The 13,222-nt window shown below is 66.6% G+C and carries 11 protein-coding genes; 1 reads left to right on the forward strand and 10 read right to left on the reverse strand.

Going from position 1 to position 13,222, the window contains the following annotated elements:
* Positions 1–563 precede the first annotated feature (563 nt).
* Positions 564–1,034 carry an ATPase gene (locus HWX36_RS29785; RefSeq protein WP_175957291.1) on the forward strand — a complete coding sequence of 157 codons (471 nt, stop codon included), beginning with the start codon at positions 564–566 and terminating at the stop codon, positions 1,032–1,034.
* Between the two features lie 153 nt (positions 1,035–1,187).
* On the opposite strand, the gene HWX36_RS29790 is transcribed toward HWX36_RS29785, so the two are convergent.
* The 10 genes from HWX36_RS29790 to HWX36_RS29835 all read right to left on the reverse strand — a co-directional run bounded on the left by HWX36_RS29790 (position 1,188) and on the right by HWX36_RS29835 (position 13,059).
* Complete coding sequence (locus HWX36_RS29790) at positions 1,188–1,874, reverse strand: DUF429 domain-containing protein (RefSeq protein ID WP_175957293.1); 687 nt, start codon at positions 1,872–1,874, stop codon at positions 1,188–1,190.
* Between the two features lie 9 nt (positions 1,875–1,883).
* Positions 1,884–2,408, reverse strand: a complete 525-nt coding sequence (locus HWX36_RS29795; protein WP_175957295.1) for an HD domain-containing protein — start codon at positions 2,406–2,408, stop codon at positions 1,884–1,886.
* A gap of 112 nt (positions 2,409–2,520) precedes the next feature.
* Positions 2,521–5,991, reverse strand: coding sequence for a YhaN family protein (locus tag HWX36_RS29800; protein WP_175957304.1), 3,471 nt, complete (start codon positions 5,989–5,991; stop codon positions 2,521–2,523).
* 3 nt (positions 5,992–5,994) lie between these two features.
* On the reverse strand, positions 5,995–7,245 hold the full coding sequence (locus tag HWX36_RS29805) for a DNA repair exonuclease (protein WP_175957306.1): 1,251 nt from the start codon (positions 7,243–7,245) through the stop codon (positions 5,995–5,997).
* Positions 7,246–7,309: 64 nt separating this feature from the next.
* Positions 7,310–7,852: a CbrC family protein gene (locus tag HWX36_RS29810; RefSeq protein WP_175957308.1), complete on the reverse strand. Its 543-nt coding sequence runs from the start codon at positions 7,850–7,852 to the stop codon at positions 7,310–7,312.
* A 78-nt stretch (positions 7,853–7,930) separates the two neighbouring features.
* Positions 7,931–8,536 carry a hypothetical protein gene (locus tag HWX36_RS29815; protein ID WP_175957310.1) on the reverse strand — a complete coding sequence of 202 codons (606 nt, stop codon included), beginning with the start codon at positions 8,534–8,536 and terminating at the stop codon, positions 7,931–7,933.
* Between the two features lie 126 nt (positions 8,537–8,662).
* Positions 8,663–9,433 (reverse strand): hypothetical protein, encoded by a 771-nt coding sequence (locus HWX36_RS29820; protein ID WP_175957312.1) that lies wholly within the window; start codon positions 9,431–9,433, stop codon positions 8,663–8,665.
* 375 nt (positions 9,434–9,808) lie between these two features.
* Positions 9,809–10,333, reverse strand: a complete 525-nt coding sequence (locus HWX36_RS29825; protein ID WP_175957313.1) for a hypothetical protein — start codon at positions 10,331–10,333, stop codon at positions 9,809–9,811.
* A 292-nt stretch (positions 10,334–10,625) separates the two neighbouring features.
* Positions 10,626–10,994 carry a hypothetical protein gene (locus HWX36_RS29830; RefSeq protein ID WP_175957314.1) on the reverse strand — a complete coding sequence of 123 codons (369 nt, stop codon included), beginning with the start codon at positions 10,992–10,994 and terminating at the stop codon, positions 10,626–10,628.
* A 79-nt stretch (positions 10,995–11,073) separates the two neighbouring features.
* Positions 11,074–13,059, reverse strand: a complete 1,986-nt coding sequence (locus tag HWX36_RS29835; RefSeq protein ID WP_175957315.1) for a gamma-glutamyltransferase family protein — start codon at positions 13,057–13,059, stop codon at positions 11,074–11,076.
* Positions 13,060–13,222 lie beyond the last annotated feature (163 nt).

Consider the following 13,222-nt stretch of genomic DNA (forward strand, 5'->3'; position numbering starts at 1 on the left):
CAAAGCTGACAGGAATATGAATTGCTTCATAAACCTGACTTACTTTAGTGTGAGACTCTTGATACTTTTGCTATCTGATCCGAGGATCAGCTCGCTTCGATCAAGCGCCCACACTTATCGGCTGTTAATTTTTAAAGAGCATTCTGCGAGGAACTTCGTGTTTCCCGGCAGCGCTGCGTTTTCAGCAGCAGAGAAGCGAAATTATGAACCATGTTTCGCAGTTCGTCAACAACTTTTTAACATCAGCGTTGCGACTGCGGGGCTCAACTTCCAGGCCAGCTGCGCGCGCCACACTGCCGCACACCACCGACCCTGCTTCCCTCTCCCGCGCCGCGTTTCCGTTAGCGCGAAAGAGGCGTGATTCTAAGCACCCGCCCCCAACCACGCAAGCCCCTTTGTGAAAATATTTTGAAAAAGCCCCCGTGCGCTGTCGCGCACGGGGGCTGGGGCTCGACGGGACGCCCATCGCAACACGGTCCACCCTCGATTGATGTGAAGTATGTCTCTCGCCGCCTATATAGGAGGGCGCGGAACGGGCAAGGAATCGGGTGCGGTCGAGTATCATGCCGCGACCGAACCACGCACTCCTATCCACGATGAACAGCACCACTCAACCCGGCGACGCCGACCTTCGCGACGAATATGCAGCGCTGCGCGAGCGCGCCATCATCCTGGAAGAACAGGTTCCGCCGCTTCTGCAACGCATCTCGGATGTATTGCCGCGGATCAGCGGCGAATCCGAACTGGCGGACGAACACCGCGAGCGACTCGTCGGCGCGCGCAACGCGGCGATGGTCTCGATCGAAAACTATCAGCAGGCGATTCCTTTCCTGCAGACGGCCGACTCGATCATCGAGCAGCTGGACAAGACGCCCGAGCGCGACGAAGACATCGAGTGGCGCGAATCGCTGCTGCAACGACTCGACGAACTGATCGACGTCGCAGTCGTGATGATCGACGATGCTGAAGGCTACTTCGAACAGGCGCAAGCCTGCGACCTGTCCAGCGTGCCGAAAGCCATCCTCGAGGATTAAGGAGCGCCGCTCGGGATCGCGTCGCGCACCCGCGTCATGTCGTGTGCGGCAACCATCCTGATGCTTGCCGCGCCTTGGTCGTCACGCAGGCCACACCCCTCCCGCAAAAGCTCACCCTTTCTCTGCGCCTCTCGCCCAGGACGCGCGACGCTGCTACGGTGCGTCGAGAACGATCGCCTCGCTCACGGTCGGCACGCGGATATATCCGCCCTCCGTATCGCCATACGCGTGCGCATTCCCGTCGATGACGAATTGCGCCGTCAACGCGCAAAGGGTCGCGTCTCGCGCATCGACGGACTTCAGCGCCGACACGTCGATCCCCAGTCGCTCCAGCAATTGCCGGCGCTGGTTGCGTTTCTGCTTCGCCGACGCAACATGCTTGCCCAGCATCGCGCAGGTAATCGCATAAGGATAGGTTTCGAAGCTGGCGCGTCCGCCTGCATAGTGCGCGCCAGTCAGCAGCGGATAGGCATCTGCGAGCGCGCGGTAGACACGCTCTCCCATGAACATCCAGTCGAAGAAGCCTGACGTGCTCGCGACCGCCTGCTCCCGCGACGGCGTCGGAAAGCACGAGATCCGTTCGCGTGCGAGCGCCTGTTCGGCCGCCCGGCGCCCGCTGCCCGTCCACCACAGGCTCGGTGCGTCGACACCGACGACCACGACGTCATGGGCGAGACACAGCGCCGGAACCGCCTCGGGTGCGACCCGTTCCTCGCGGCAGACGACAGTGGGGCCGCGCAGGATCACGAGATCGCATTGCTTCTTTTCGCCGCCCACGTCGACACCCGCCACGGTCGGCAATCGACGCGCGGCGGATTCGATGGATCGAGCCGATCGCATGCGAGCGCCTCAGTCCACCGGTCGTGCGTCGTAGGCGGCGTCGAAGATCGCCTCGAGACCGGGATGCACGCCGCGCATCGGATCAACGACCGACTTCGCCCAGTCGAAGTACGCCTGCTTGCGCTCGAGCGGCCAGTCCGCGGGCGGATGCCGCGAGATGTCGCGCAGGTTGCAGATCTTGTCGGCCAGCTTCACGAGCTTCGCGCGCCGGCTGATGGTCGCCGCATGCTCGACCTGCAGGCGCTTGCGCTCCTCCTTCGGCAGCGACTTGTCGTCGGTGACTTCCATCACGATGTCCGCCACGTCCTTGCCGAACAGCCGCAGCAGTTCCTGCTCGGTCGTCTCGGTATCCTCGACCGTGTCGTGCAACACGGCCGCGACGATCACGCGCTCGTCCTCGACGCCGGCCTCGTTGGCCAGCACGTCGGCAAGCGCGATCGGATGATTGATGTACGGCGACGCTGCTTCGTCCTTGCGCCGCTGATTGCGATGCTTGTCCGCCGCGAACGCGATGGCGGCTACCAGCTTTTTCATATTCACCCCTCGTGTGGCCAGACCCGCGACCGGCAGAACCGGCCGCGTGCATTTCGGAACCGCCCATACTACCTGTACGCGATGACTCTGCCCGTGCACCGGCATCCCCGCATCACGCGCCCACCGGCATGCGCTGCAATTCGACCACGTTGACCCGTGCGCCGAATACGTCCCTCACGAGCGGCAGCAGGTGGTCGTGGTGCGTCAGGAACAGCACCTGGGTTCGCGTCGACAGATCGCGCAGCGCATCGAGGCCAGCCTTCGCGCGCGCATCGTCGAAGTTGATGAACAGGTCGTCGGCCACGAACGGCAGCGCGGTCCGGCTGCCGAGCTGCAGCTCCAGCGCCGCGATCCGCAGCGCGAGGAACAACTGGTCACGCGTTCCTTCGCTCAACCCGGCGACCTCGACCGATGCGCCCTTCGTCCGCCGTGCATACAGTGCAGGCGGCGTCCGTTCGGTATCGACGGTCAACCGCGCGAATTCGCCCAGCGTGAGCCCGGCGAAGATCTCTCCCGCGCGCCTGAGCATCGGCCCCTGCTTCTGGTCGCGATAGCGATCCGTCGCCCACTTCAGCAACCGGCTCGCCGTGGCTGCTTCCAGATACTGTTCGGCTGCATCGCCCATCGCCGCCAGCGCTTCCTGCCGTTTCGACTCGGCAACGGCCGCGTTCGCCTGGCCGTCGATCGCGCTGAACGCCTGGTCGGCCACGACCTGCTGCTGTGAAAGCGCGTTCAGCCGCTTGCCGATATCGCCGAGCGACTGCTTCACGGCTTCGAGCTGCGCCGGTACGTCGGCGATGTCCTGCTCCGCGACTTCCGCTTCGACGGCCGACCGGGACAGGCCATCACCATCGCGCACCAGCGCCTCGTGCGCGGCATCGACCGCCTGCCGAAGCTGGCGCTGGCGATCCGAGCGTTCCGCCAGCGGCAGCGCCGCGTCGATCGACGCCACGCCGGCCAGTTGCAGCAGCGGCTGAATGCGCGCGTCGGCGCCGGCCACCGCGGCAGCCGCATCCGCGACCTTGCCGTCGGCCTGCCGCACGGCCTCATCGGCACGACCGATCGCACGCGCGATTTCCCTGGCGGCGGCGAGGCGCATCGTCAGCCGGCGTGCGACGTCCGGCCAGTCGCCGCTCGTCAGCCATTCCGGCGCGAGCGCTTCGGCAAGCCGCCTTGCGCCAGCCTCGAGCGCGGCCAGCTCCGCGCGGATCGCGGCAATCCGGTTGCGCGGCGCGTCGGCATCGGCCAGTTCGGCCATCACCGCGTTGGCGAGCCCGAGCGCACCTTCCGCCGCAGCCAGCGTCGCCGCGCTCGCGGACAGCTTTGCGTCGGCCAGCGCGTCTTGCCATTGCGCGTGCCACGCATCGTAGGCCGTCTGCGCGTGGCCGACGCGCGACTGCGCCGTCGCGCATCCACGTTCGGCTTCCCGCGCACGATCTTCAAGGCTGTCCTGTTGCGCGAGCGCTTTCTCGGCCGACTGTACGAAGGTCTCGGCAATCGCGACGAGCGCCGCCAGGCCGTCCGACTCGCCACCTCGCGACACGGTGCGCAGCGCCGCGCGCAACGCGGCTTCGGCAGCGGCCCGTTCGGCGCGAATCGTGTCGAATTCGCGGCGCTGCCGGTCGAGGTCGGCCTGCGCGGCGAACACGATGTCGCGCTTCGCGAGCCAGTCGCTCATCGTCGCCAGCGGCATGCCGGGCACCGCGGCGGCCGTCGCCAGCGCGTCCCATGCGTCGCGATGCGCGGTGAGCTCACGCTCGCGCTCGTCCAATGCGGCCTGCCTGCGCGTCACGCCGGCACGTGCGGATTCGACCTGCTGACGAAGCGACTGCAACGTCGCCGCCGCCTGCGTCGCACCGAGCTGTGCATCGACGAGTTCGTCGGCAAGGCGAATCGCGTCGTCGACCGCAGGTGCGCCCGATGCGAGATCGACCGCGCCGCTGCGGATATCGCCCCACGCGCCGTCGCGCCGCGCACGCGCCGCCAGCACGTCGGCGGTCGTCACGACCTTGTGGTTCTCCGCGAAGTGTTTCTCCTGCAGTTCGAGCCGCTCGAGCTCTTCGAGCGCGCCGTCCCGCGCGTCGCGCGCAGCAGCGACCGCGCTCGCACGTTCGCTGTCTTCCTTCAGCAGCGCGCCGAGCCGCGCCGCCGATGGCACGTCGAGCGCACGCAGCGTATCGACCGGCATGCGCCACTGGCCGAGCGCATCGAGTGCGCCGGACAGCGTGCGGTCAGCAGCGGCGATCTCATGTTCGAGTGCCTGCTCGCGCTGGCCGCTATTGCGAAAGCCCTGCGCATCGGCCAGCGCCGCACGCAGCGCCTCCGGCACATCGACGGTCGACAGGCGCGCCTGTTGTTCCTGCACCTGCGCAAGCTCGCGCGTGCGTTCGTCGAGCGATTCGCGCGCGCCGGCAAGCGCCTGGTGCAGCGCACCGTGTTCGCGCAACAGGTTTGCGACGGTCTTCAGCGACAACGCCGTCGGCAACGATGCACGCAGCGACGCTTCGTCGGTCGGCCAGCCGAGCTGGGCGGCCGCAGCGAACGCGGCGGACAGGTGCCGTTCGACATCCGCGCCGAGCAGCAGCAGATCCTGCGCGTGATTCATGCACGCGCCGCGCAACCGATCGAGCGCTTCGATGTCGGTTTCGAGCGCCAGCGTGTCGGCGTCGGCGTCGATCGCATCGCGCGCCTGCCGTTTTGCGAGCAGATCAGCACGCCGTTCCTCGAGCACCTTCTGTTCGGCCGCGAGATCGCCCTGCGCCTTCAGCAGATCCGCATACGCGGTGGGTGGCAACTCGACGACCGCGCCCAGTTCCGCCAGCGCGGCGTCCTTGACCGTCAGCTCCTTCAGGTAGGGCGCGAGCCGTCGCACGCGTTCGAGCTTCGAACGCAGCGCTTCGAGCCGACGCTGTTCCGCGCGCGCCTGCTCGATCTGCTGTTCGACCGCTTCACGCGCGTCCTTGCGTTCGACCCAGTCGCGCGTGCGCACCTGAACCGTCTTCAGTTCGGTCACGGCTTCGTTGAACGACGCTTCCGCGAGTGCAAACGCGCTGCCGCTGCGGCGCGGCGCCCAGAGTTCGACCGAACGCGCATCGAGCTCCTCGCGCACCGGCCCGAGACTGCCGACACCGGCAGCCGATTCGAACAGCACCTGGCCGAGCTTGTCGGATGCGTCGAGAATGCTCCGGCCGCCGTCGACCAGGCGCCCGTGATCGAGCCCGAACATCTGCTCGAAAAATTCGCGCGTCGCGCCGTCGAGCACGGCGGCCAGATAGTCGTCGGGCAACTTGTCGTCAGCGGGCGTGCGCAGCGGACTGCGCCCGCGCGCACGGTGGAATGCGAGTTCGCCCGTGCCGCTCTCCAGCACGCCGCCGATCCGCAGTTCGGGCGTACTGTGCAGGAAATCCAGCGGCGTCTGCAGCTTCATCCCGAACAGCAGTTCCGACACGGCCGTGCGGATCGTCGACTTGCCGGCCTCGTTCGGCCCCACGATCACATGGAAATCCTCGCCGGCCGACGGGAAACGCAGCGTCTCGTCGGTAAACTTGCCGTACTTGATCAGATCGAGCTGATTGATCCGCATCGCTTACTCCCCCCTCGCCAGCCGCGCAAGCAACGCAGGCCCGACCTGCTCGACGAGTGCGGTAAGCTCGCCCGCACGTGCCTTCGTCAACAGCGGCACCTCCTCCTTCACGTCGCTGCGCACCTTGCCGACGAACGGCTTCAGGTCGCGTTCAAGCAGTTCGAGGAAATCCGGATCGCGCGCGGCGTCGGCCAGGATCTGCTTCAGGTCCTCCAGCGCTTCAAGCTGCTCGCTTTCGCCCGGCTGGTGATCGGCCGCGGACGTCTCGAGACGGACTTTCTCGAGCCACATCCGCTCGTTGCCGATGATGCCGATCTGGTTCAGCACCTCCGCGCGCAACTGCGGCGCGCGGCCGAAAAAGAGGCCATGCGCGCGTGTGCGCCCCGTGACGGTCACGCGTACCGCGCGCGGCACATGGCCGTCGACGGTCAGCAGCGCTTCCAGCGACTGGCCGATCTTTCTCGACAGGTCGGCAACGGTAAGGCAATCGGACGCGTCGACCGACACGGCTTCCCAGCGCAGCACGTCGAGATACAGGCGCTCGACCTGCGTGCGGCCTTGCTCGACCGTCACGAGCACCGCGCCGCGGCGGCCCGTCTCGCGGATATGACGCCCCTGCAGGTTGCCGGGAAACACCACCGTGGACGGCCCCGACCATTGCTGGAATTCGTGCACGTGGCCGAGCGCCCAGTAGTCGTAGCCTTTCGCGTGCAGTTCGGCCAGCGTGCACGGCGCATAGTTCGCGTGCGCCGCATGGCCTTCGAGCGCCGTGTGCAGCACGCCGATGTTGTAGTAGCCGGGCACCGGGTCCGGATAGCCGATCGCGAGATTGTCGACGACAGCCTTGTCCTTGAAGCTCTGTCCGTGCAGCGCAACGTCAAATTCCGGCAGCGTGTGGGTTTCCGCCTTGCGGTGGCTGAACACGGTGACGTTGTCGGGCAGCGTCAGCTTCTTCGTCATCTCGCTTTCGGCATCGTGGTTGCCGCCGAGGACGAACGCGCGGATACCGGCCTTGCGCAGGCGCCCCATCTGCTGGCCAAAGAAGATGCCCGTGTTGTGATCCTTCCAGTCGCCGTCGTAGAGGTCGCCGGCGATCACGAGGAACGCGACTTCCTCTTCGATCGCCCGATCCACGAGCTGCCGCAGCGCCTCGCGCGACGCGTTGCGCAACTGCGCAGCCGGCGCGTCGGGGTATGCGCTCAGGCCGTGCAACGGGCTGTCAAGGTGTATGTCTGCCGCGTGGATGAACTTCACGAAGATTCCTCTGTTTCATGACGATGGGGCCTGCGATCGCCGTGCGATGCCGCCAGCCGGGCCATCAGTCGCAATCCTGGTAGCCGCCGAATTCGCCGCAATGGATACGGCGAAACATATACGTTGTCGGTGAGCCGTCCTTGTCGAGTGCGGCGAAGAAACGCGCCCACTCGGCGCCCTCGTCGAGTCCGGTCGATTCACGAATCGACGCAACCGCCTGCGGGCCGAGCGCGGTCGGTTCGCAGGCGCCCGCACGACCGATGAACGTTGCGCCATCGCCGCAATGCGTCCACCACCGCGCCTGCTGCCAGCCCTGAAAGCCCGGCGTGCGGCAGGCGATTTCGTCGACGACTGCATCGGGCACTTCGTCCCATTCGCCGCCGCCCATGCCACGCGTGTCGGTAAAGACTGCATCGAGCCGCGCGTGCGCCGAGCCGTCGGCGATGCACCACGGGCAAATGCATTGCTCATACTCGTCTGCTGCATATACGGGGCCGGCGTACACGCAACCGCACGCATCGCCGCAACACGCGCAGCGCGCGTCCGAGCAGATCACGCTGCCCGTTGCCGGCGGGTCGGGATGGTACCTGAAAGCGGGTAACGACATGAGGCGCTCCGTCGATCCGGATGGTGAGGACGCACGCGAGGCGAATTCGAACGGCCATTGTGCCGCAACCCGGCCGCGTTACTGCGGAACCTCAGCCTCGACGAACGTGCCGTTCACGAAACGATAGACGCGATGCGTTGCACCGCCGTGCGCGAGATATTCCCACCGGATGTCGATGCCGACCGGGCCGTCGCGCCACGCGATCGCCAGGTAGGGAAATTGCGCTCCATCATCGGTCTCGAGCGAAATGGAGTCGATGCAGCTTTGAACCGGCAGCGAGAAACGCGGCACCGCACGGGCGCCGTGCAGTTCCAGCACGTACAGCGCCCCTTCTTCACCCGCGCCGCAATATCCGGTCGGGCGGCTGTTCGACGAGCGGTTGACGACGACCATCAGATAGTCTTTACCTTCGATCCGCTTCGTATGGTCCGACGGGAACGCGACACTCGATGCATCGCGCAATGCGTGGCGGAGCGCGGTCGGCACGATGAGTGCCGATTTCTCGTGGCGGCCTGCATCGACCTCGACCAACACCGGGCGCACCCACTCGATTTCGTGACCGTTGGCGAGCCGCACCGAATCGGGTGCCGGCGTTTCGGCGATGGCAACGGTGGCATTCGAGACCAGCAACGCCAGTGCCGCGAGCTCAACGCAATCGATTTCGTCGGGATGATCCGTGTCCACATGAATCGCGCAGGATTGTCGTGAAATTCACCGTATGCGCCAGCATGCCATACGTGCAGTGCCATTTCAGGATCGCCCGGCGTACGCCGTTCGTCACGACACACGCGGCCGACCCGCGACGCGCCGTCACTCTCCGCGCGGCACCGGCGGCGGTGCATAGCCGTTGTCATTGCCCGGGAACGGATTCGCGTTGCGGCGCAGCGCTTCCTCGTCGTTCTCCTTCTGCGCGAACACCGCGACGCCGATCACGCCGACGTTCGCGGCATCGCCATACTTCGAATTCGCGACATAGCTGTCAGGCACCGCCGCGAAGCGGAACGCGGCGACTTCGTCGCGGCTCTTGCGGAAGCCCTCGATCGTCAGCGTGTGCCCCGGATACAGCACGTAACCGCCGTTCGTATAGCTGCCCGGCCGCCCCGACAGCACGTCGAGCCCGTCGACGCTCGACACGACCTCGAACGTCCGACGCCCCTGGTTATGCAGCACGATCATGTAGCGCGAACCTTCGACGCCCGCCATGTGCCAGCGGCCGTCGCTGCGCGCCAGACGCAGCGGCGCACCCTTTTCGTCCGTATACGACAGCGCGATGTCGCCGTTGGCAAGCGCGACGCGGGTCGGCAACCGGCGAACCTGGGACGCGGGCGGGTGTCCGGGCAACGCATCGTTGTAGTAGACCGACGCGAGATCCGTCGGCTTCGCCGGATCCGCGCGTTCGAATTCGACCTGGCGAGTTTCGGACCGCACCGACTCGCCCCATGCCGTGCCCAGCCCGCGGCGTTCACTGGCATCCGGTGCAGCGGCGGACGCGCTGGAACTCGCGGACGGCGGGGGCGGCGCTGCGCAGGCGGCCAGCCAGAGCGCGCAGGCGAGCGCGAGAAGACGGAACAGCATGGTCATGACGTGAGGCCTCGGAATGTTATCGGGCCGCGCCGGGCTGGCCGGAACGGCGTATTGGTGTCGTCTGTCGTCACGATATCGCTCGGACGTGCTGGCCCGTATCGGCCGGCGTCGCGATCGCGGCGGCCCGGCAACCGGGAGCCCCGCTATTTAAGCATGGCACGCGGGTAATGGGCAGGGGACGCACGCCGCCCGTTGCCGGTCCGGGCCGGCGGGCATCCGGCAAGGCGCCGATGCGTGTCGCGTTGCCGGATAGATGGCGAACGCCGACGCATTCCCGTATCGAGGACGGGATGAACGGCGCGCCGCGCGCGCCAATAAAAAAAAGCCCGGCCCGCATCGAAGCGGGCCGGGCCGTGTCGGAAAGCGTGACGTTTACAGCGCGCCGCCTTGTGCCGATGCCGCTCCCTTCACGCCGACCGATGCGCCACCCTGCACCGAGTTCGTTGCGCCTTCGAGCGCCTCACCGGCTTTCGCCTTCGCGCCGCCTGCCGTCGACACCGCGCCTTGCGCGTGGCTCTTTGCCGTGCCTGCGACGTGCTTCACGTGCGATTTCGTCGAGTGGGCGGCCGATGCGGCGGCATCCTTCGCGGTGCCCGCTGCCGAACCGACCGCATGCTTCGCGCCGCCAACCGCGTTGCCGGCTGCCGAGCCCACGCCGCCGACCGTCTTGCCGACGCCGTTCAGCGCGCCGCCAACGGCGTTGCCCGCGCCCGAACCTGCCGCATTCGCGCCGGCGCCAGCCTGCACGCCCACGCCGCCACCGAGCAGCGGCGTCTGAACCTGTGCGCCGACACCTGCGGAACCCTGGGCGCCGGTCTGGGCCGTCTGTGCGAACGCAGCCGACGTCGCCATCGCCGTCAGTGCAGCACCCACCAGAATCGTACGAATCTTGTTCATGGTCATTCTCCCCAAAGACGTTGTTGCTGCGGGCCGCCTTCGTGCGGCCTGTCGCATGCCTTGCCGCGACGTGCGGCAGGTGGCGCTAATGTAGCGGCGCCGACGAGCAAAGCGATTGATTTGCGGGGACTGTTACTTCCGTTGCAAATGCTGACGATTGACTCACACTGCTTGACAATCGAGGGCTTTCGGCGGGATTGGACGGGGAGAATCTTGAGGCGTGCCGCGCGGAGCATGCCGCGACGGCGGCACGGCCGATTGCCACGGATCGGGAAACCAGGCAGGCGAACGGCTAGCAGGGAAACCGGCCGCTTCTATAAGCATTCCAAAGAACGTGTGTCGGCCAGCCGTCGGCGCGGCCCGACAACCGGCTCCGCGCGATCAGTTCGATATCGTCGGACACGCATGCCGCCACACCGGCGTTCCCCGATGCGCCGAACGCGAGCTTGAACGCCTTTTCCCTCAGCGCGCTCACGGCGGCCCGGTCGATCGCAGCACCCGGATCACCATCGATTTCGTCGAACGACGCCATCCACTGCGCATCGAACGGCTCGGCATCGCGACGGTCCAGCGCGCGGTCGCAATCCAGGTCGCCGAGGAAATCGAAAAAGCCCGGCACGGACAGGATGGCGTCCATTTCAAGCAGATGCGCGTTCGTCATTGCGACTCCTTCATGATGCGCGGCCCCGGCCGCCCATTGGTGAATATGGGCAGATCGAGGCCGCGCGCGTACCGCCCGATCACGGCCGGAATGTATCGCCGAGCACGACACCTTCACGCCGCGGGTCGGTGCCGCCCTGCAACGCGGGCGACTGGCCGACCGTTACGCGCATCACCGTATTGACGCCGCTCGCCTGCGCGGACGTCGACACCTTGTGCCCGAGCGCGAGCAGCCCCGTGATCAGCGGATCGTTCGCCCCGTTGTTCGCCGTGTTGACGTTCGGGTGCTCGCCGCCAATCGTGGTCGTCGGGCTGTTGCTCGCGCCGAAATCGACGAGCCCCGCGGACTGCTGCGCGTCGAGGCCCCAGTCGAGCCCGCCGACGAGCGTCTTGACCACGTATTGCGGAATCGTGCCGCCTCCCGGCGAACCGGTCGCCATCACGAAATCGCCGCGCGATCCGTCCGCGGCCTGCCCGAACACGATCGTCGGCGCCATCGAGCTGCGCGGCCGCTTGCCCGGCTGCAGGCGGTTGGCCACCGGATTGCCCGCGCTATCGACCGGGTTCGCGGAAAAATCGGTCAACTGGTTGTTCAGCAGGAAGCCGTTGGTCATGTGGAACGAGCCCATACTCGACTCGACCGTCGTCGTCGCGCTCAGCACGTTGCCGTCGCCATCGACGATCGTGAACTGGTTCGTGCCATGCTCGATCAGTGTCGTGTCGACACCAAGCGGCACCGCGCCGAGATTGCCGGGCTGTGCGGTGCCCATGCTCTTGGTCGGGTCGATCAGCGCCGCACGCGATTTCAGGTACGGCTTGTTCAGCAGCGTATTCCACGTACCGCCCGGCAGCGGCACGAAATCCGTATCGGCCACGTACTTGTCGCGATCGGCATACGCAAGCCGTTCAGCCTCGGTGACGAGGTGCACGCCGGCGACGGTCGGCTTGCCCCCTTCGAGATCGATCGCCGTCGGCTTCAGCAACTTCAGGTTGTAATTCTCGAGAATGCCGAGCGCCGACGCGACCGCGATGCCGCCCGACGACGGCGGCGGCATCCCGCATACCCAATAGCTGCGATAGGTCGTGCACACGGGCTCGCGGCGCTTCGCCTGGTACGCGGCCAAGTCGGCTAAGGTCGTCTTGCCTGGCGTGAGCGTCGAGCCGTCCGCGCCCTTCGTCGTGGCGATCTTCGCAACGATGTCCTGCGCGATCTGCCCCGTGTACAGCGCGTTCGCACCCGACTGCGCCATCAGCGTCAGCGTGCGCGCATACGCCGGATTCTTCAACACGGCGCCGAGCGTCTTCGGCGAACCGTCGGCGTTCAGGAAATACGCGGCGGCCTCGGGGTCGCGCTTCAGGTTCGCGGCGTTCGCCGCGATCGCGTCGGCGAGCCGGCCGCCGATCGGGAAGCCGTTGGTCGCGAGCGTGATCGCATCGCCGAACAGGTTCTGCCACGGCAGCCGGCCGTGATCCTGCTGCAGCGCCTCGATCAGCCTCGGCACGCCGATCGTGCCGATCGAGCGGCCGCTCGCCCGCGCGTTCGGCAGCGGCACGGACTGGTTGGTTGCGTCGTCGACGTAGCGCAGGTAGTTCTCCGTCGCGGCCGCCGGCGCGGTTTCCCGGCCGTCGTACGCCTGCAGCGTCCTGCCGCGCGCATCGTAATAGAGCAGCACGCCGCCAGAGCCAAGGCCCGTCGCTTCGGGCACGGTCAGGCCGAGCACGGCCTGCACGGCGACTGCCGCGTCGGCGGCCGTGCCGCCTTTCTTCAGCACCGCGCAACCGGCCGCGCTCGCGTACGCATTCGACGTGGCCACCAGATAGGTCTTCGCATACACCGGCTTCATCCCGGTGCGATAGCCCGACGATGCTTCCGGCAGTGACGGGTCGCCCGGCTGGTTCGAGCCCACCACGACCGTCGCGCCGCTGTTGTCGACCGCGAGGCAGCTCGCATCGATGGAAGGTGTCGGCGTGCGGCCTGCTTCGTTCTCGACATCGCCGCCGCACGCCGTCAACAGGGTGGCCGCGAACAACGCGGACGCATACGGAAAAATCGTCGTTCTGTTCATTGTCTGCCGATGTTCTTTTAGCTCGTTGCGATAGACATCACGCTGCCTGCGACCCCCTCGGTGCGCCGGCAACGCGTTCGATAGTCCCATGAACAAAATTTTTTCCGCAACAAGGGAATGGCGTCATTCGGCCGGACGTTGCGTATGCAACGTCACCGATCTC

Origin of the sequence: Burkholderia sp. BCC0405, from assembly GCF_902833075.1 — a bacterium.
Classification (GTDB): Bacteria; Pseudomonadota; Gammaproteobacteria; order Burkholderiales; family Burkholderiaceae; genus Burkholderia.